At 72.6% G+C, this 17,409-nt stretch carries 18 protein-coding genes; 8 read left to right on the top strand and 10 right to left on the bottom strand.

The features are described from left to right. Nucleotides 1–345 precede the first annotated feature (345 nt). Nucleotides 346–930 (top strand): hypothetical protein, encoded by a 585-nt coding sequence (locus CV755_RS06870; protein WP_109279284.1) that lies wholly within the window; start codon nt 346–348, stop codon nt 928–930. Between the two features lie 179 nt (nt 931–1,109). Further along, entirely contained in the window at nt 1,110–1,640 is a 531-nt protein-coding gene (locus tag CV755_RS06865) for a DUF4142 domain-containing protein (RefSeq protein ID WP_109279283.1), read from the top strand. Between the two features lie 231 nt (nt 1,641–1,871). Here CV755_RS06865 and CV755_RS06860 read toward each other — a convergent pair whose 3' ends face one another. The 4 genes from CV755_RS06860 to CV755_RS06845 form a co-directional block, all read right to left on the bottom strand. Continuing rightward, a complete protein-coding gene (locus CV755_RS06860; RefSeq protein WP_241561024.1) occupies nt 1,872–3,440 on the bottom strand; it encodes an LCP family protein in 1,569 nt (522 codons plus the stop codon). Then, nucleotides 3,433–3,999 (bottom strand): DUF6542 domain-containing protein, encoded by a 567-nt coding sequence (locus CV755_RS06855; protein ID WP_109279282.1) that lies wholly within the window; start codon nt 3,997–3,999, stop codon nt 3,433–3,435. The genes CV755_RS06860 and CV755_RS06855 overlap by 8 nt, the downstream gene beginning before the upstream one ends. Nucleotides 4,000–4,382: 383 nt before the next feature. After that, entirely contained in the window at nt 4,383–4,661 is a 279-nt protein-coding gene (gene tatA, locus CV755_RS06850; protein WP_109279281.1) for a Sec-independent protein translocase subunit TatA, read from the bottom strand. Nucleotides 4,662–4,752: 91 nt separating this feature from the next. Next, nucleotides 4,753–5,130 carry an RNA-binding S4 domain-containing protein gene (locus tag CV755_RS06845; RefSeq protein WP_193553366.1) on the bottom strand — a complete coding sequence of 126 codons (378 nt, stop codon included), beginning with the start codon at nt 5,128–5,130 and terminating at the stop codon, nt 4,753–4,755. 96 nt (nt 5,131–5,226) lie between these two features. Here CV755_RS06845 and CV755_RS06840 point away from each other — a divergent pair, with 96 nt between their 5' ends. Next, nucleotides 5,227–5,775, top strand: coding sequence for a hypothetical protein (locus tag CV755_RS06840; protein WP_109279279.1), 549 nt, complete (start codon nt 5,227–5,229; stop codon nt 5,773–5,775). 80 nt (nt 5,776–5,855) lie between these two features. Here CV755_RS06840 and CV755_RS06835 read toward each other — a convergent pair whose 3' ends face one another. Then, nucleotides 5,856–6,800, bottom strand: coding sequence for an AraC family transcriptional regulator (locus tag CV755_RS06835; protein WP_109279278.1), 945 nt, complete (start codon nt 6,798–6,800; stop codon nt 5,856–5,858). A 105-nt stretch (nt 6,801–6,905) separates the two neighbouring features. Here CV755_RS06835 and CV755_RS06830 point away from each other — a divergent pair, with 105 nt between their 5' ends. Then, nucleotides 6,906–8,006, top strand: coding sequence for a PP2C family protein-serine/threonine phosphatase (locus CV755_RS06830; RefSeq protein WP_109279277.1), 1,101 nt, complete (start codon nt 6,906–6,908; stop codon nt 8,004–8,006). 5 nt (nt 8,007–8,011) lie between these two features. On the opposite strand, the gene CV755_RS06825 is transcribed toward CV755_RS06830, so the two are convergent. After that, a complete protein-coding gene (locus CV755_RS06825) occupies nt 8,012–8,365 on the bottom strand; it encodes an anthrone oxygenase family protein (RefSeq protein ID WP_109279276.1) in 354 nt (117 codons plus the stop codon). Nucleotides 8,366–8,785: 420 nt separating this feature from the next. Here CV755_RS06825 and CV755_RS06820 point away from each other — a divergent pair, with 420 nt between their 5' ends. After that, the gene (locus CV755_RS06820) at nt 8,786–10,111 is read left to right on the top strand and encodes an MFS transporter (protein ID WP_241561023.1); all 1,326 of its coding nucleotides are present in this window, start codon (nt 8,786–8,788) and stop codon (nt 10,109–10,111) included. Nucleotides 10,112–10,151: 40 nt separating this feature from the next. Continuing rightward, on the top strand, nt 10,152–10,619 hold the full coding sequence (locus CV755_RS06815; RefSeq protein WP_241561022.1) for a MarR family winged helix-turn-helix transcriptional regulator: 468 nt from the start codon (nt 10,152–10,154) through the stop codon (nt 10,617–10,619). A 16-nt stretch (nt 10,620–10,635) separates the two neighbouring features. Here the strand turns inward: CV755_RS06815 and CV755_RS06810 are convergent, their stop codons facing one another. After that, complete coding sequence (locus tag CV755_RS06810) at nt 10,636–11,025, bottom strand: cupin domain-containing protein (RefSeq protein ID WP_109279273.1); 390 nt, start codon at nt 11,023–11,025, stop codon at nt 10,636–10,638. A gap of 51 nt (nt 11,026–11,076) precedes the next feature. Between CV755_RS06810 and CV755_RS06805 the strand changes: the two genes are divergently transcribed. After that, nucleotides 11,077–12,081, top strand: a complete 1,005-nt coding sequence (locus tag CV755_RS06805; RefSeq protein WP_109279272.1) for a GlxA family transcriptional regulator — start codon at nt 11,077–11,079, stop codon at nt 12,079–12,081. A gap of 55 nt (nt 12,082–12,136) precedes the next feature. On the opposite strand, the gene CV755_RS06800 is transcribed toward CV755_RS06805, so the two are convergent. After that, nucleotides 12,137–13,123, bottom strand: coding sequence for an NAD-dependent epimerase/dehydratase family protein (locus CV755_RS06800; RefSeq protein WP_109279271.1), 987 nt, complete (start codon nt 13,121–13,123; stop codon nt 12,137–12,139). A gap of 185 nt (nt 13,124–13,308) precedes the next feature. Here CV755_RS06800 and CV755_RS06795 point away from each other — a divergent pair, with 185 nt between their 5' ends. Continuing rightward, on the top strand, nt 13,309–14,265 hold the full coding sequence (locus CV755_RS06795; RefSeq protein ID WP_109279270.1) for a 2OG-Fe(II) oxygenase: 957 nt from the start codon (nt 13,309–13,311) through the stop codon (nt 14,263–14,265). A gap of 209 nt (nt 14,266–14,474) precedes the next feature. On the opposite strand, the gene CV755_RS06790 is transcribed toward CV755_RS06795, so the two are convergent. Next, nucleotides 14,475–16,994: a bifunctional lysylphosphatidylglycerol flippase/synthetase MprF gene (locus tag CV755_RS06790; RefSeq protein ID WP_109279269.1), complete on the bottom strand. Its 2,520-nt coding sequence runs from the start codon at nt 16,992–16,994 to the stop codon at nt 14,475–14,477. Beyond that, a partial coding sequence (locus CV755_RS06785) for an alpha/beta hydrolase-fold protein (protein WP_161968607.1) occupies nt 16,991–17,409 on the bottom strand: 419 nt, incomplete at its 5' end. The genes CV755_RS06790 and CV755_RS06785, both read right to left, overlap by 4 nt.

Genomic DNA, 17,409 nt, shown 5'->3' with positions numbered 1-17,409 from the left:
GAGCCGCATGCCGCAGCCGCCCCGCGCCCCTTTGGGGCGCGGCAGTCCGCTTGACCACGCAGTTGCTCTCTGAATAACCGAAGCTCTTTGTCGATAGATAGACCAGGCTGTGCGGTCGCCAAATATCCTCTGTGGCACGGGGATAGCCACTGGAACCCGTCCGGCGTACCGCCGGTGGTGAATCCGGTAGAGGTGCTCTGCGAGCCCGATCTGACGGCCTTACAGCTGCGATCGAATGGCGCCGGACGGTGCGTCAGCCGGCCTGCCGCACGGCCGCTTCCGATTGCGGGGCGCCGCTTCAGGACGCAGGGTGACCGGCAAGATCCCCTCCGTGAAGGAGCAGTCATGGCAGCCCCACGCAGATCCGCCCTCCGTATCGCCGCCACCCTGTGTGCCACCCTGGCCACCATCGCCCCGGCCGCCGCCCCGGCCACCGCCGTCGTACCGCGGCAGGCCCCCGCGCCCGCCGTCCCGGCCGCCGGCCCCGAGCAGCTGCGCCGCAGCGCCGCGGAGGGGCTTCAGGCCATCGAGGGGGACCGGATGACCCGCCTGGCCTCCGAGGTGGCCGCGGAGTGCGCGGCCGTCCGCAACCGCACCGAGGAGCAGGGCCGGCAGTGCAAGGCGGTCGGCGACCGGCTCGCGGTCCTGGACCGGGACCGGGCACAGCTGCGCGTCCAGCTGACGGCCGCTCAGCCGGACCGGGCGGCCGTGGACGGCTCCCGGGCGGAGTCCGACCGGGCCCGCGGCGACTTCTCCCGGGACGGCGGCAGCGGGCTGCTGTCGCTGGTCGGCGGCCTGCTGAACACGGTGACCGGCCTGGCCTTCAACCTCCTGGGCAGCGTCACCGGAACGGCGACCGGGCTGCTGGACACCACCGGCGGACTGGTGTCCGGCCTGATGCGCACTCAGTCGGGGCTGCTCGGCCGCTGAGCTCCCCCCGGGCCGGGGATTGCTCCGTTCGGGGGACTCCGGGCCGCCCGCGAGCGGGCGGCGCGCCGCCCTGGGGCAGTCATCTGCCTGCGAGGGCGCGATGGGCGTGCCCTTCATCTGACCGGCCCGCGCCAGAGGCAAGCGTGCCGCGGGCCGACGAAGAAACGGAGCGATGAACGATGCGCATGCGACACCGGATCACCACAGCACTGGTGGCCATCGCACTGACCACGGCTTCCGCCGGGACCGCGCTGGCCACCAATGACGACCACGACGAGGTGTTTCTGACGTCCGTTCACCGGGGCAATCTGGCCGAGATCGCCGCGGGCCGCGACGCCCAGAGCAATGGCGCCACCCGGTGTGTCAAGGACCTCGGCCAGGTCCTGGTCCGCGACCACACCCGGCTTGACCAGGACACCAAGACGCTGGCGGACAAGCTCAGGGTGACGCTGCCGCGCTCGGTCAGCGCACAGCAGGAGCAGGACCTGAAGGACCTCAGGAAGAAAGCCCGCACACCGCGCTATGACGACGGCTGGCTGCGGTCCCAGGACACCGGGCACGTCCAGGCCCTGGACCTGGTGGACTACGAGATCGAGCACGGCCGGGACTCGATGGTGCGGGACGCCGCCCGCAAGGCCCGGCCGGTCATCGCCAAGCACCTGGACATGATCCGCGACTGCATGATGGGCCACCAGACGCACCACAGGTGATACGGGCCGCGCGGCCCCGCCGCTCCCCTGTGGTCCCCGCCCGGGCGCACGACGGGCTGGCCGGACCTCACCGGGCGCACCGGCGGCGTACCGCGCCGCTTCCACCGGGCTCCGCGCCTGGCCCGGCGGAAGCGGCGGTACGTTCTCCGGTGCGCGGATCACGGGGATCCGCGGCGGGGCCGCGCCATGTCCGCCGGAGGACGCGGCGGTTGCCGGACGACAGTGCGGCCGTCAGTCCACGCAGGGGACGCCGCCCATCTTCACCGAGGGGCCCTGGAAGTCGTCCGTGGAGACGGGGGAGGGCTCCCCGGCCTTGGACTTGGCGCTCGGCGAGGGCCTGGCGGGGGCGGTGACCTTGAAGCCGGGGCCGAGGGTGACCACCACATGCCCGGCCGGGACCGCCCGTCCGGCCGTCGGCTCCACCCCCAGCGCGGCGGCGATCTGCCGGGCCGCCGCCTCGGCCCCCGGGCCGTGCAGCACCGAAGTATGGCCGGACGCCGGGGCGTTGGCGATCCTCCCGGGCCGGTAGCCCAGTGCGGACAGTGCCCTGGACTCGGCGGCCGCGGCTCCCGGGGTGCCCGAGGCATTGCGTACGTCCACCACCGTCGTCGCGGCGTCGGCCGGGACGGGGGGCGAGGAGGAGGAGGGGGACGGGGAGGCGGCCGCGGCATGGGCCTGGCCGATCATCGACTGGACCAGGGCCCGTACCTTCACCGGATCGACCAGATTGACCGCTTCCCCCTTGCGGTTGGCGAATCCGGCGATCGGCAGGGTGTGGAACTCGGCGTTTCCGCCGGTGAGGTTGGGGGCCTGCTGGGCGAAGTCCAGGATGTTCCACCGGTCGTCGATGACCACATCCTTCTTCACCACATCGAACAGGCCCTGGAGCTTGTCCAGATCGCTCCACACGCCCTGCGACTTCAGCTTGTGTGTCACCGAGGAGATGAACGCCTGCTGACGGTGAGTCCGGTCCAGGTCGCCATTGGTCAGCCCATGCCGCTGGCGGACAAAGGCCAGGGCCTGACGGGCATTCAACTTCTGTGGTCCGGCCGGGAAGTCGGCGCCGGAGTAGCGGTCGTGCACCGCGTTCTTCAGGCAGACCGGGACCGGTTGCACCACCTTGGCGATGTCATAGAAGCCCAGCAGGTTGACCTCGGCGAAGTGGTCGATGGGCACGCCCAGGAAGTCCTGCACGGTGGCCAGGGTGGCCTCGCGTCCCGCCTCCCGGCTGCGGTGCTCCAGCTCGGCACCCTTGACGCCCTGCGCGGACAGGGTGTCCTGGGCCTCGGCCTTGGCGATGCCATAGGCCTCCTTGATCTTGTGCTCGCCGCGTCCGCCGGCCACCTGGACATAGTCGTCGCGTGGGATGGAGAAGGCGGTCACCTTCCCGCCGTCGGCCGGAATGTGCATCAGGATCAGGGTGTTGGTGTTGTAGCCGCCGATCTCGCTTGATCCGGCGTGCAGTTCCTGCTGGACGAACTCCTTGGGCAGGTCATTGCCGTCCATGTCCTTGCGCGAATCCAGGCCGATCAGCAGGAGGTTGACCGAGTCGTCCAGCTTTCGGGGCGCCCCCTTGCGCAGGGCGTCCAGGGCGCTGGAGGTGATCAGCCCGTTGTTCAGCCAGTGGTAGGCCAGCCAGCCGGTGCCGCTGGTCACCATGATGGCCGCGGAGGACAGGCAGACCGCGATCCGGGCGGCCGCGCCCGGGCCGGGGCGGCGGCGCCGCTGGGCGCCGGCCGTACGGCCGGGTGTACGGCCCGTGGTGGGGCGGGGGCGGTGGACGCGGGTGATGTCAGGCACGTTTGGTCCTTCCGTCCCGCCCCGCGCCGGCGGCGCGGGCCACCAGCACCGTCAGCACGATGGCCTCCGCCACCGCCATGGCCGGGAAGCTGTCATTGGCCCAGCGCAGTGCCTGGGTCATCGCCGCCGCCGTGGCGGCCTTGCCCGTCGCATGGGAGTCATCGGTCAGCAGCTGGGCGCACAGGGCCACCAGGGCGACCGCGGGCGGGGGCACCGCCGGCACCCACCAGCCGCCGGGGCGGGCGCAGGCCGAGGCCAGCAGGGCGGCGGCCGCGGCGGCCCCCAGGGCGTAGACCCAGCCCAGGCCGGGGCCGGTGGCCTCGTCCACCGCGGCCCCCACCGCGAGCAGCGCTCCGGCCAGGGCCAGCTTCTGCCCGGTGGCCGGTGCCGGCGGGGGCTGTGGCCTCCTGGGTGCCGGTCTCCCGGTGCGGTTGCCGCCTGGTTCCCGGGATCTGACCGGCTGCTTGGGCACTCCGGCCGAACCATGAGCCACGGAACCGCGCCCCGTGTCCTCCTGCCACATCCGGTTTCCCAGGGCACCGGGTGGGCTGCCCCCCATGCGCGCTTCCCTTCTGCGGCCATGCGGAGACAGACCGCCAGAACCATGCCTGACTTGCTCGGTTGCGCAATATAGCAAGTATCGAGGGGGCGTCCGCCTGTCGTCTTGACACCTGCCCGCCGTCCTGGTGACCCGCCGGGACCTCACGGACGATGTACCGTCCAACGCCCCCGCTCCTCCCCGCGGCTCACCCTCGCTCGCGGCGGGCGGTCCCCCGCCGTTCGGCCCCGGCGCCGCCCGACGCATGGGCGCGCGGGCGGCGGCTGCGGGGAACCGGAGCGACTTTCCAGCCCGTCAACGAGCTGCGGCCGGGTACGGTGACGGCCACGCACCTGATGAGTGCGTGGCCGTACCGTCCCGGCCGGAACGGGGTGCGTCTGGGGTCAGCGAGGCGAACTGGTGTCGTTCTCGTGCACGGGACGGGCGGACGCCACATCGCCGGGGGCCGCCTGGATGGTGTGCGGCTTCGCCTCCGTCTGCGCCTGCCCCTGCGGGGCGGCCGACGAGCTCTCCTCCTTCATCGCCCGGGTCTCGCTCTTCAGAATCCGCAAGGACTTACCCAGCGCCCTGGCCGTGTCCGGAAGGCGCTTCGAGCCGAAGACAACGAGCACCACAATGGCCACGACGAGCAGGTGCCAGGGCTCCAAGCCATTACGCAGCATGTCGTCTCACCTCTTCCCCTCGGTCGCCGTGGCCGCTGCCCGGCGAAGGTCTCCCGTCACCATACCTTCCCGGTCACCCACCCGAACCCGCTTACGAACGTCCACGGAGCTGCTCGATCTCCCGGCGCTCGCGCTTGGTGGGCCGTCCGGCGCCCCGGTCCCGCAGGCCCACGGCGGCGAGCACCTCGCGCGGGGGCGGGGGCGGGCTGTTGTCCACATAGCACTCGGCGGCCACCGGGGCGCCCACCCGCTTGTGCACCAGGCGCGAGACCACCACGATCCGCTCCCGCCCCGCATGGAACAGCCGCACCTCGTCGCCGGGACGTACGGCCTGGGCGGGCTTGACCCGCTCCCCGTTGACCCGGACATGGCCCGCCCGGCAGGCCGCCGCGGCCAGGGAACGGGTCTTGGTCAGGCGTACGGACCAGATCCAGCTGTCCACCCGCACGCTCCCCTGTTCTGCAACCATGCCCCGACTCTAGGCCAGCGCCCGATCGCTGTTGACTTCTTTGCCGCCGCGTGCGACTCATGACGTGTCCACATCAGGCCAGAAGGGAGTGCGGCGATGAATACGGCGAAGAGGTCGGCCCGCAGGCGGACGGCGGCGAGCGCCGCGGCCGCCGCCCTGCTGGCGGCCGCGGGCATCGGACTGGCCACCCCCTCGGCGGTGGCCGGCGGCACCGACACCGTGTCCGTCAGCTACACCTGTACCGGTCCGGGGGCGCCCAGCGGCGACAACCCCATCCAGCTCACCGTGACCGCGCCGGCCAGCGTGCCCCAGGGCGGCTCCGCGAACCTCACGGTCAGCGCCACCACCCAGATGACCGCGCCCATCGACCTGCCGGCGAACACCGTGACGGCCGAGATGAACCTGGCCATCGGCGGGGCGAACTCCGGCAGCGTCCAGGTCACCGGGGCCACCAATGACAGCGCGGTCGCCAGCGGCTCCACCGTCGCGGTGACCGGGGGCACCGCCTCGGTGGAGCTGGACAGCGCGGGGACCACCACCTTCACTCCCGGCGACATAGCGGTGCATGTCTTCGGGGTGACGGTCAACTGCTCGGTCTCCGGTGACGCGCCGGTCGCGGCGAGCACCGAGGTCGGCGGCTCCTGACGGGTCCTTCACCGTGCCGCCCGTCCGGCTGCCGGGCGGGCGGCACGGCTCGGGCCCGGCCGGGCCGACAGCCGTGTCCGTCAGCCATCCTCCAGCACACTCTCCCGGTAACTGCGGGGGCTGACCCCCCGGACCCGCTTGAACGCGGCGCTCAGCGCAAACGCGCTGCCGTACCCCACCCGCCGCGCCACCGCCTCCAAGGTCGCCTCCGGCTCGCGCAGCAGATCCGCGGCGAGGGCGAGCCGCCACTGGGTGAGATAGGCCATCGGCGGCTCGCCGACCAGCGTGCCGAACCGCCGGGCCAGGGCGGCCCGGGAGACGCCGACCTCGGCGGCGAGCAGGGCCACCGTCCAGGGCCGTGCCGGCTCCTGGTGCAGCAGCCGCAGCGCCGGTCCGGCCACCGGATCCCGCTGGGCGCGGAGCCAGGCGGGCGCACCGCTGCCCGCCTCGGCCAGCCAGGACCGCACCACGCTCACCAGCAGCAGGTCCAGAATCCGGTCGAGCACCGCCGTCTGCCCCGGTTCGGCCCGGCCGATCTCCTCCGCGAGCAGAGTGATCAGGGTGCGGGGAGCGTCCCGCGCCGGCCTGACCAGCAGCCCGGGCAGGGCGTCCAGCAGCCGCCGGCCGATCTCATGGCGCAGCTGATAGGTGCCGGTGAGCAGCATCACCGGCCCGTCCGGGTCATTGCCCCAGGTACGAACGCCCAGCGCCATGCCCTCGCTGACGTCCTGCCCGTCCCCCGTACTGCACGCCTGTCCGGGGCCGATGACCACCTGCACCGGTGTCGCGGGGTCGTCGGAGACGGTGTACGGATCCGGGCCGCGCAGCAGCGCCACCGCGCCGGGCTCCAGCCGCACCGGCTCACCCATGCCCGGGGTGATCCAGGCGTGCCCGCGCACCACCGTCACCAGGCAGAGCGGCGCCCCGTCGGCCACCCGCAGTGACCATGGCGGGCTGAGCACCGACCGCAGCAGAAAGGCCCCCCGGGCCTTGGGCCCGTCCAGCAGGCCGGTCAAGGCGTCCACCGGGCGAGTGTAGGACGGCCACCGGCGGTCGGCGGCGAGGGGTGCCGGCGGCGGCCGGGGCCGGGTTGCGGCCGCCCCGGCGGTACCTAGGGTGGATGCCGAGCCATGAAGCGAGACCCCCGCGGTGAGAGCCCCTTCGGTCCGCCGGCCCCGCCACGCCATGTGCGGGGGCTGGTGCTGACCGCCTATGCGCTGCTCACCGTGGCGGTGGTCCTTGATGTGGTCAACAATCCCCGGCTGACCTTCTCCCCCGTGCTGGCCACCGCCCCCGCACTGGCCGGCATCGGCACCCGCCGGGCCCGGGTGCCGCTGCTGGTGGGCCTGCTGACGCTGGCGGTGGTCCCGCTGCTGATCGTGGCCGATCCACAGGTCGCCCTGGCCGTCCACCTCACCTCGGCCTTCGCCGTGCTGGCGGTGACCTGCGTCAGCACCGCCAATGTGGTGCTGGTGGCCACCAGGGAGCGGGAACTGCTCAGTTCGCGCTCGGTGGCCCAGGCGGCACAGCTGGCCCTGCTGCGCCCGGTGCCGGAGCGGATCGACGGGCTGCGGGTGGCGGTGCGCTATCTGGCGGCGGCCGCGGACGCCCGGGTGGGCGGTGACCTCTATGAGGTGCTCACTACCCCCTATGGGATCCGGGTGCTGCTCGGCGATGTGCGCGGCAAGGGGCTGGCCGCCGTGGAGACCGCCTCCGATGTACTGGGCACCTTCCGGGAGGCGGCCCAGGTGGAGGCCGAGCTGGCGGCGGTGGCCGGGCGGCTGGACGCGACGGTACGGCGCCGGGGCCTGGGCGAGGAGTTTGTCACCGCCGCCCTGCTCGGCCTGCCGCCGCACGGCGCCCCGGCCGAGCTGGTCAACTGCGGCCATCTGCCGCCCCTGGTGCGGCGCACCGACGGGACGGTGTCCGAAATCGGGGTGCGGGCGGCGGAGGCCGATCCGCCACTGGCCCTGCGGGCCCTGGTCGGCGGCGGGTACCACACCCAGCGCTTCGTCCTCCGGCGCGGCGATCTCCTGCTGCTCTGCACGGACGGGGTGACCGAGGCCCGGGACGCCGCCGGGCGCTTCTACCCGCTGCCGGAGCGTCTGTCCCGGCTGCCGGTGGGTCCGCCGGATGCGGTGCTGGACCGTCTGGTGGCGGATCTGCTGGCGTACGCGGGCGGGGTGCTGTCGGACGACGCCGCGCTGCTGGCCCTCCGCCGGGAACACTGACCCGGTCACGCCCCGGCCGCGACACCCCGCCGCGGGTACGCGGACGCCTGTTGGCCGCCCCGCCCGCGCAGGACCAGGGCCCTGGCCGGACAGCCCAGCGCGCCGGTGCAGAGCAAGGTCCTTGTCCGGTTGGCCGGTTGCCAGATGCCGGTGAACCGGTGGTGAATATGGGCCAGTTGGGCGGCCGAGGCATGGTGGCCCAGCCGGGCCAGTTCATCGTTGAGGGGGATGCTCACCGCGAAGGTGACGGCCAGGGCCGCCCCGTAGAGCACGGTACCGGCCGCCGCCCAGTGTGCGGCGGGCCGGTGGCCGTGGCGGTGCAGCAGTACGGCGCCGGCCGCCTTCCGGTTGTCCGTCATGGGTTCGGTCAACCGGAGCCCCGGTGGCGAGGGCCACGACCGGGCAGATGCTGACACTCATGGGCTGCCCCATCTAATGGGTGCCGTTCTCCTACGGATCATTCGTCATGTGCGGGTCGTCGGTGGCTGGTCGCACAGTTCCCCGCGCCCCTTACGGGGCGCCCTCAGCGGTCGGCCAAGAGCCATCAGGCGGGCCTCGGCCCGCTCAACTCCATACATGAGAGCCTCAAAGCCAGACAGGCAAACTTGTAAGGCTTCCTGTTTAACAGGTAGCCTTTCTTTATGGGCTTCCTTTCACCAGGCATACCAGGCGCGGCAGGCGCACACGGCCCCGCGGCACGGACCACCCGGGGCAGGGCGTCCGTCAGCACGGCACCACCCGGCCGGAATCCCGGCTTCGGCCCCCGCTTTGTGGCCCCGGTGGTGATCGGATCCATGCTCAACCCGGTCAACTCCACAATGATCTCCACCGCTTTGGTGCCCATCGGCCGCGCCTTCCAGGCCGGTGCGTCGGCCACCGTCTGGCTGATCGCCGGGCTCTATATGGCCAGTTCGGTGGCACAGCCGGCGATGGGCAGGGTGGCCGACCGGCTGGGTGCCCGCCGGGTCTATCTGACGGGGCTGGTCCTGGTGGGCCTGGCCGGTGCCGGCGGGCTACTGGCCCGCTCGCTGGGTGAGCTGATCGCCGTGCGGGTGCTGATCGGCATAGGCACCTCGGCCGCCTATCCGGCCGCCATGGCCATGATCCGCAGCCAGTCGGCCCGGCTGGGGGTGGAGACCCCCGGCCGGGTACTTGGCTCGCTGACCATCGCCGCTCTCTCCAGCGCAGCCCTCGGCCCGGTACTGGGCGGACTGCTGGTGGGGGTGGCCGGCTGGCGGGCGGTCTTCGGGGTGAACCTGCCACTGGCCGCCGCCGGACTGGTCCTCACCCTGCTCTGGCTGCCCAAGGACGAGCCACCGCGGACCGGGCCGGACCGGCGCGGCGGCTGGGCGGCACTGGACCCGCTGGGCGTGCTGCTGTTCACCGGCACCCTGCTGCCGGTGATGTTCTTCCTGCTGCGGCTGCGCCAACTCCCCTGGCCACTGCTGGCGTTGGGGCTGGTGATGGGCACAGCGCTCACCTTCTGGGAGCGCCGGGCCCGGCAGCCGTTCCTCGATGTGCGGATGCTGGCCGCCAACCGGCCGCTGGTGCGCACCTATTTGCGCTGCGGGGCCGCCTATCTGGTCATCTACTGCATCCTCTACGGCTACACCCAGTGGCTGGAGGAGTCCCGGGGCTACTCGGCGCTGATGACCGGCGTGCTGATGCTGCCCATGTGTGTGATGGCGGCGCTGTGTTCGGCCCTGGCGGCCCGGCGGCGGCGGGTGCGGGGCCCATTGCTGGCGGGTACGGCCGCCATGGTGGCGGCCTCGGCGGCGCTCGTCTTCGCCGGGCCCGGCACCCCTGTCTGGCTGCTGGTGGCCATCGGCCTGGTCTTCGGACTGCCCAACGGACTGAACGCGGTGGGCAATCAGGCGGCGATGTACGTCCAGACGCCGGCCGAGCAGACCGGCACCGCCGCCGGGCTCTTCCGGACCGCGCAGTATCAGGGCGCCATCGCCTCCTCCAGCCTGATCGGCCTGCTCTACGGACAGCGGGCCAGTACGGGCGGACTGCACACGGTGGCGGTGGTGCTGAGCGTGCTGGGTGGCGTCCTGTTGCTGGCCACCCTGGCCGACCGCGGACTGGCCCGCGAGCGGGAATGACCGGGCAATGGGCGCCCGGTTCGGAAGGTACCCTGGCCATGTGAGGCCCCAAGATCAGCAGACCACCGTTTCCGCCGGCCAGCCGGACCTTGCAGAGGTGGCGTCGAAACTGCGCGCGCTGTCCGGCCAGCTGACCCGGCGGCTGCGCGCGGCCTCCGAGGGGGACGGGATCACCATGTCCCAGGCCGCCGTGCTCAGCAGGCTCGTCCGCAAGGGCCCGGCCACCACCGTGGAACTGGCCCGCGCCGAGCGGGTGCGTCCGCAGTCCATGGGGGCCACGCTCGCCGCCCTGGAGGAGGCCGGGCTGGTGCAGCGCTCGCCTCATCCCAGCGACCGCCGCCAGATGATCATGTCGCTCACCGAGCAGGGGCGGCGGAAGATCGAGGAAGGCCGCCGGATCAAGGAGAGCTGGATCGTCCAGGCGCTGCGCGACCGCCTGGACGACCGGGAGCGGGCCGTGGTGATCGAAGCGATCGAGCTGCTGGGGCGGCTGACCGAGGAGGACTGAGGCCGGCGGGTGCGGCCTAAAGCGCGTGCCCGGTGGTGGCGTCCACATGGTCCGGCACCTCATTGTGCCGGTCCCCCACCGTCAGCGTGCCGGTGGGCTCGAACATCAGCAGCTCGGCCCCCTCGGGCGAGGAAGGCTTGTGCTCGGTCCCGCGCGGGACCACGAACACCGAGCCCTTGGCCAGCGTCACCACCCGCTCCCCGGCCGGCTCCCGCAACGCTATCCGCAACTCCCCCGCCAGCACCATAAAGAACTCATCGGTGTTCTCGTGCACATGCCACAGGTGCTCGCCCGCCACCTTGGCCAGCCGTACGTCATAGTCGTTGACCTGGGTCACTATGCGCGGGCTCCACAGGGAGTCGAAGGTGTCCAGAGCGGCCCGCAGATTCACCGGTTCATTGATCATGCGGCCATCCTCACCTTGGCCGGGGGCCGGCGACAGTGCTAGGAATCGCATATGCCGCACGATTCCTCGCAGCCGGCCGGCGGCCGTCCGCACCGGGTCGCCGTCATCGTCGATGAGGGCTCCAACCCCTTTGAACTGGGTGTGGCCACCGAGCTGTTCGGGCTGCGCCGCCCCGAACTGGGGCGGCAGTGGTACGACTTCACCCTCTGCTCGGCGCGGCCCGCGCTGAGCATGCACGCCGGGTTCTTCACCCTCTCCCAGGTGGCCGGTCTGGAGGCGGTGGACGGTGCCGACACGGTGATCGTCCCCAACCGGCCGGATCCCCTGCGGGGTCCGGACCCCGCGGTGCTGGACGCGGTGGCCCGCGCCGCCCGGCGCGGCGCCCGGATGATGAGCTTCTGCACCGGCGCCTTTGTGCTGGCCGCGGCCGGGGTGCTGGATGGCCGCCGGGCCACCACGCACTGGCTCTGGAGCCGGGAGTTCGCCGAACGCCATCCGGCGGTCCGGCTGGAGCCGGATGTGCTGTTCGTGGACGACGGGATGGTGCTCACCGCCGCGGGCAGCGCGGCGGCGCTGGACCTCGGGCTGTATGTGATCGGCCGGGACCATGGGGCGGAGGTGGCCAACGCGGTCAGCCGCCGCCTGGTCTTCGCCGCCCACCGGGACGGCGGACAGCGGCAGTTCGTGGAGCAGCCGCTTCCGGCGCTGCCGGACACCTCGCTGGCACCGGTGCTGGAGTGGGCCCGGCAGCGGCTGGACCGGCCGCTGGGCGTCGCCGAGCTGGCGGCCCGGGCGGCGGTCAGCCCGGCCACCCTGCACCGCCGGTTCCGCGCCGAGCTGGGCACCACGCCGCTGGCCTGGCTGACCTCCGAACGGACCCTGCTGGCCCGGCGGTTGATAGAACTCGGCGAACTCCCCCTGGAGGCGGTCGCCCGGGCCAGCGGCCTGGGAACCGCCGCCAATCTCCGCACCCAGCTGCGCCGCCGTACCGGCCTGAGCCCCTCCGCCTACCGCGAGCGCTTCGGCCTCCGCCGGGGGCGCGGGGGACCCGCGTAACGCGGCTCCGGCGCACCCCCTTTGGGGCACGGGTGAACGGGTAACCGGCCCGGGGCTACTCCCCGCGCAGAATCCGGGCCTCCAGATCCGGCTGGAGCCCGACCACCGGCCGGTCCGGCCGCTGCGGCGGCGGCCCGTCCAACTCCCGGAGCCACTGCCAGGTGCCCGCCACCGTCTCCCGCATCGGACGGCACCGCAGCCCCGCGGCCAGCGCCTTGTCCACCGAACCGCCATGGATCGCATCATGCAGCTCACCCGGCGGCAGCCAGACGGGCAGATCGATCCAGGGCCGGGCACCGGCCGCCAGTACGGCCTCCGGCTCCGTCCAGCACAGTTCCGCATCCGAGCCGGTGACCTCGGCGCAGGCGCGCAGCAGTTCGCCCATGGTGCCATGGCCGGGCGGGCAGACCAGGTCGTAGGGACCGCCCAGCCCCCGCACCGCGGCGTCCAGCGTCCAGGTGGCCAGGTCACGGACATCGATAAACCGGATCGGGCTGTCCTCCGGGCCGGGGGCCATCACCTTCCCGCCGCGTGCGATGCGCAGCAGCCACCAGGGCAGGCGGCCGATGTTCTCCCGGGGGCCGAGAACCAGCCCGGCCCGGACCAGCAGGGCCCGCTCGCCGAAGGACTCCTCGGCCGCCAGCTCGCCGCCCCGCTTGGCCTGGGCGTACTCCACCTCGCCCAGATCAGGGGCGGCGTCCACCACCGGCGCCGCCTCGTTCTGGCCCGCCGGCCGGGGGTCGCAGTACACCGAGCGGCTGGAGATATAGACATGGCGCCCGGCCCGGCCGGCCAGCAGCCGGGCCGACGCCCGAACCACGGACGGGGCCCCGGACCAGGTGTCCACAACCACATCCCACTCGCCCCGTTCCAGCGCGGCCAGTCCGCCATCCTGGCACCGGTCCCCCAGCAAGGTCCGTACGCCGGGCGGCGGTTGGTGCCGTCCGCGATGAAAGACCGTCATCTCCCAGCCCCGGGCCAGCGCCTCTTCGGTGATGGCGTGGCCGACGAATTCCGTTCCGCCCAGCATCAGCAGCTTCATAGCTGCGATCTTGCTTTGGGCAGCCGGTTTTGGGAACCGCCGCACGCTCTGAGCGAACTCGCTCCGGGCGAACCAGCTCCGGGCCGGCGGGGCCGGGCCCGCGATGTGCCCGGTCTGGCGGGATCCGGTTCTTGCCCGGGCGGGGGCCGGGCGTTGGATACTGCCTGGGTCGGAGGAGATGACCCATGGCGATGGTGCGTATGCGACACGGCGACGGGGTGCTCAATCCTCCCCGTACGGCCACCGGAATCGGCCAGGTCTTTCACGCACTGCGGGCCAGGAAGCCCCGGCGGGCGCCGGACCTGCCGGGCGAACCGCGGTGGCGCAGCGAGTATGTGGCTGCTGAATTCACCGGCCCGCGGCTGAGGTTGCAGGAATTCGGCTACGCGTCCCGGGAACTCGGCCGGGCCTTCGGCAGGATCGATGACACGGCGCTGGTGGGCCCGTTCCGGATGCTGACCGAGGAGGGGCTGGACTGCCTGGCCGAGGTCTGCGACCGGCTGGAACCGGCTGCGGGTGACAGCGGCTTCGCCGCCGCCCGGCGGCTGCGCGGCGCGGATCTGATGTCGCCGTTCCTCAACAATATGATCCGGGACCGGACCTTTCTGCTGGCCTGTTCCCGGCTGGTGGGCGTACCGCTCATTCCGCATCCGCTGCGCATTCCCACCGCGCAGATCAACTACTGCGAGGGCCAGGGCCGTCCGGATATCGTGCGCTGGCGCCGCGACGGCATGGACTATGTGTTTACCGTCCAGCTGAGCGGCTCGGACGAGTACGAGGGCGGGCATTTCACCTATTTCCAGGGCCGCGCCGCGGAGTTCGAGGACGTAAGGGAAGACGACCCCAGGATCAGGGAGGCACCCCGCGGGGAGCGCGGAGCCGCGCTCTTCCTGCATGGCAGCCGCGTCTTCCACGCGGTGACCCCGGTGACCAAGGGGCGGCGGGTGACCCTGGTCATTTCGCTGTTCTGCCCCTATTTCGCGGGGCGGGACTCCAATACGTTCTGGCAACTGGCCGGGGACGACGGGGCATTGGCCACGCTGCCGGGCTGGGTGCGGCTGAAGTGGCCGGTGCGGGATGCCGCCATGGACTTCAGCATGCGGGCCGCGAGTCCGGTGATCACTTGGGAGGACCTGTGCTGAGGTTGGCGGCCCCCGGGGCCGCTCCTCGCCGCGACGTTGCTGATCACCGGGCATCGGTCTGGGTGCCCGCACTCACCAGCAGGGGCGGCGGGGATCCAGCTTGCTCTTCGACTGGCGGGCAGTCTGTGGCTGGCCGCGCTCACGCGGCAGAGCCGCATGACGCGGTCGCCCCGCGCCCCTGACGGGGCGCCCCCCGGCACCTGATTCGCTCAGGCCGAGAACTGCCGCATCAGCCGCACCCATTGACCCGCCGTCATATGCGGCAGATACGCCTTGCCGATGGCCCGGGTGATGGCGGGCAGCGCCGCCGGGTCGGGGTAGGTCATATAGAGCGGGTGGTACTCCGGCTGGAACTTGGCCTTGAAGTTGAGCAAGGAGCGGAAGCCATAGACCGGTTCGAGCATCCGGCCCGCCTGGTCCAGCATCCGCTGGAGCGCGGCCGGTGGCCGTTCGGTGGCCGTACGGGCCAGTGGGGCGCCGGAGAGGCTGAGGAAGCGGGCGCCCTCCTCCTTGAAGCCCAGGGCGGCGGAGGCGATCAGGAACTCCATCACCCCGCGGAAGCCATCGCTGCGCCGGCGCATGAAGTCCAGGGTCCAGCCCGCCGGCCGGCCCGCCTGGTACACCGGCATCCAGCTGGTGATGCCATGCACCGTGCCCTCGGCGTCCACCGCGATCAGACACCGCACGGCGGGGTCGTCGAGTTCGTCCAGGCCGCCCAGGGTGAAGCCCATCTCGGGCAGTCCCTTGTCGGCGACCCACTCCTCGGAGATGGAACGCACCTGGTCGGTGAGGGCCACCGGCGCCTCGGGGAAGGACCACCACTGGGCCTCGATCCCCTCCTTGCGGGCCTTGTTGAGCGCGGTGCGCACGTCCTGCCACTTTTTTCCGGTGAAGGCCAGGTCCGGCAGCGGTACCACCGCCTCCTCCGCCACCTGGACCGAGCGCCAGCCCAACTCCTCGGCCCGCGCCCGGGTTTGGGCGGTGACGCTGTAGAAGCAGGGGGTCCAGCCGCGTTCGTCGCAGTAGCGGGCGAAGCCGGCCACCGCGGGCGGGCGGGCGTCGGGGGCGCCGAAGGGGTCGCCGGTGGTCAGGGCCACGGTGGCGATCACCCGGTAGGCGACCGCGGCCCGCCCGGCCGGGTCGGACCAGTAGTAGTTGCCGTCCCAGGTGGTCAGATAGGAGAGGTTGGGCCCGCCGTGGCAGACCAGCAGTTGCCGGGCGCGTACCGCCGCGTCGGCGTCGGTGTGCAGCCGGGGCCGCCGGAAGGTGACCAGCAGCGCGACCAGGGTGACGGCCCAGAACAGCAGCCCGCAGTAGTGGTAGAGGGCCTGGGCGGTGCCGCCCACCGGCACCGGCCAGTCGGCGAAGTAGCCCAGGAAGGCGGGCGGGAGGAACTCCGAGACCAGGCCGGCGGCCAGCCGGGGCAGGGTGGCCGCGGGGTCGTACTCACCGCGTACCGCATAGCCGATGCCCAGGAAGGCGGCACAGGACAGCAGCAGTGCACCGCCCACCACCAGCAGCAGACCGCGCAGCGCCGAACGCGGCAGCAGCAGGGGGAAGCGGGCCCGGGTGACCAGCAGGAGCAGCAGCACCAGGAAGGGCAGCAGCATCTGTTCGGCCAGCGCCTGGAGGTAACCGGTGTGTTCGGCGGGGGCGGTGATGTAGTCGGCGGGTGAGGCCAGGAAGTCATGCAGCCACCAGGCGAACAGCGCCATCCAGGCCAGCTGCGCCAGCATGGCCAGTGCCCAGGCCAGCCGCAGCCCGCGCCGCAGCCCCTCGGCCAGCACCAGCAGCAGGGCGGGGACCAGTACGGCCAGCACGGTGGCGGGCGAGTGATAGAAGTTGCGCACCGCGTGCACGGCATGGCAGAGCCGGGCGGAGACCGCACAGGAGTCGGCGACCTCCCCGGCGGTGGGCTGAACACTGACATAGAGGTCGCCGAAGGAGTTCAGGGGTCCATAGGCGTCCTTGTAGAGGATGGCCACCATGGGTCCGATCGCGGAGGCGGCGACCACCAGGGCGACCAGCACCCGGGCCTCGGTGTGCGAGGAGTGCCGCAGCCGCAGCGGGCCGCGCCGGCGGTACAGCAGGGCACCGCCGGCCAGGCCCGCCACCGCCCCGCCCAGCCGCATGATGCCCTGGAGGTGGCCGACATAGAGGGCCATCACCAGGGCGAAGGCGGTCACGCCCAGCCGCATCCGGCGCCGCCAGAGGGCGGTGAGGCGGTAGCTGAGGGCGGCGCCGGCCGCCAGGGCGCCCACGGTGGGGGTGACGGTGAGCTCCCCGGTGAGGCTGTCCAGCCACTGTTCGCCGGCCAGCGAGCCGAGCCATACCGCGCCGACGCCCAGCAGGGTGCCCAGGATCTGCCCGCCCAGCAGGGTGCCCGCGGTACGGGCCACGCCCAGCCGCCGCTCGGAGGGCACCACCAGCAGCAGGACCAGCGCGGTGGCGCTGAGGTAGCCGCCGAGGCCGGGGCACCACAGCAGAGAGCTGGCCGGGGTCCACCAGCGGCCCCCGGCCAGGGCGGGCAGTCCCACGCCGATGCGTTCCATCCGGTGCGGGCGGGGGCCGGAGGCTATGGTTCCGGTGACCGCGCCGACGATCCACAGCACCGCCAGGAAGCCCAGGGTGAAGGGGGCGTGCCGGATGGGGGCCCGCAGCCTCTCCAGGGTGGTGCGCCAGGCGGTCCGGCGGTCGCCGACCCTGGGCGCGGCGGCCGGTGCGCTCATGGGGTCAGCCCCGTCCGCCGGGCGATCCAGGGGAGTTGGCGCTCCAGGCCGGGCCGCCAGACCTGCCAGCTGTGGCCGCCGGGCAACAGCACCCACTCGGCCCGCATCCCGGCCCGTACCGCGGCCTCGTAGACCCTGCGCTGCTGGGGCCGGTAGGTGGCGTCCTTGCTGCCCGCGACAAAGGCGGCGCTGGTGTCCGGAAAGCGCTGACGGGCCATCACATCAAGCGGGTTGACCCGGGCGAAGGCGGCGGTGTCTCCGCCGAAGGCCGCCTTGACGGTCTTGGCGGGGCTGCCCAGGGTCGGCACATCCTGCCCGGAGATGTCATTGATCACCCCGTACACCTGGGGTGCGTTGACGCCCAGCTGGAGCGAGCAGGTGCCGCCGAAGGAGATGCCGGAGACGGTCCAGGCGG

The sequence above is a fragment of the Streptomyces orinoci genome, from assembly GCF_003121295.1.
GTDB classification, from domain to species: domain Bacteria; phylum Actinomycetota; class Actinomycetes; order Streptomycetales; family Streptomycetaceae; genus Streptomyces; species Streptomyces orinoci.
This window is presented reverse-complemented; position numbering and strand designations above follow the sequence as displayed.

Excerpts from the sequence above, each read along its gene's own strand:
- CV755_RS06795 (WP_109279270.1), top strand. The coding sequence starts at position 13,309 with ATGGCGATGGTGCGTATGCGACACGGCGACGGGGTGCTCAATCCTCCC.
- CV755_RS06830 (WP_109279277.1), top strand. The coding sequence starts at position 6,906 with ATGAAGCGAGACCCCCGCGGTGAGAGCCCCTTCGGTCCGCCGGCCCCG.
- CV755_RS06845 (WP_193553366.1), bottom strand. The coding sequence starts at position 5,130 with ATGGTTGCAGAACAGGGGAGCGTGCGGGTGGACAGCTGGATCTGGTCC.
- CV755_RS06855 (WP_109279282.1), bottom strand. The coding sequence starts at position 3,999 with ATGGGGGGCAGCCCACCCGGTGCCCTGGGAAACCGGATGTGGCAGGAG.
- tatA (WP_109279281.1), bottom strand. The coding sequence starts at position 4,661 with ATGCTGCGTAATGGCTTGGAGCCCTGGCACCTGCTCGTCGTGGCCATT.
- CV755_RS06810 (WP_109279273.1), bottom strand. The coding sequence starts at position 11,025 with ATGATCAATGAACCGGTGAATCTGCGGGCCGCTCTGGACACCTTCGAC.
- CV755_RS06865 (WP_109279283.1), top strand. The coding sequence starts at position 1,110 with ATGCGCATGCGACACCGGATCACCACAGCACTGGTGGCCATCGCACTG.
- CV755_RS06870 (WP_109279284.1), top strand. The coding sequence starts at position 346 with ATGGCAGCCCCACGCAGATCCGCCCTCCGTATCGCCGCCACCCTGTGT.
- CV755_RS06805 (WP_109279272.1), top strand. The coding sequence starts at position 11,077 with ATGCCGCACGATTCCTCGCAGCCGGCCGGCGGCCGTCCGCACCGGGTC.
- CV755_RS06840 (WP_109279279.1), top strand. The coding sequence starts at position 5,227 with ATGAATACGGCGAAGAGGTCGGCCCGCAGGCGGACGGCGGCGAGCGCC.
- CV755_RS06825 (WP_109279276.1), bottom strand. The coding sequence starts at position 8,365 with ATGACGGACAACCGGAAGGCGGCCGGCGCCGTACTGCTGCACCGCCAC.
- CV755_RS06790 (WP_109279269.1), bottom strand. The coding sequence starts at position 16,994 with ATGAGCGCACCGGCCGCCGCGCCCAGGGTCGGCGACCGCCGGACCGCC.
- CV755_RS06800 (WP_109279271.1), bottom strand. The coding sequence starts at position 13,123 with ATGAAGCTGCTGATGCTGGGCGGAACGGAATTCGTCGGCCACGCCATC.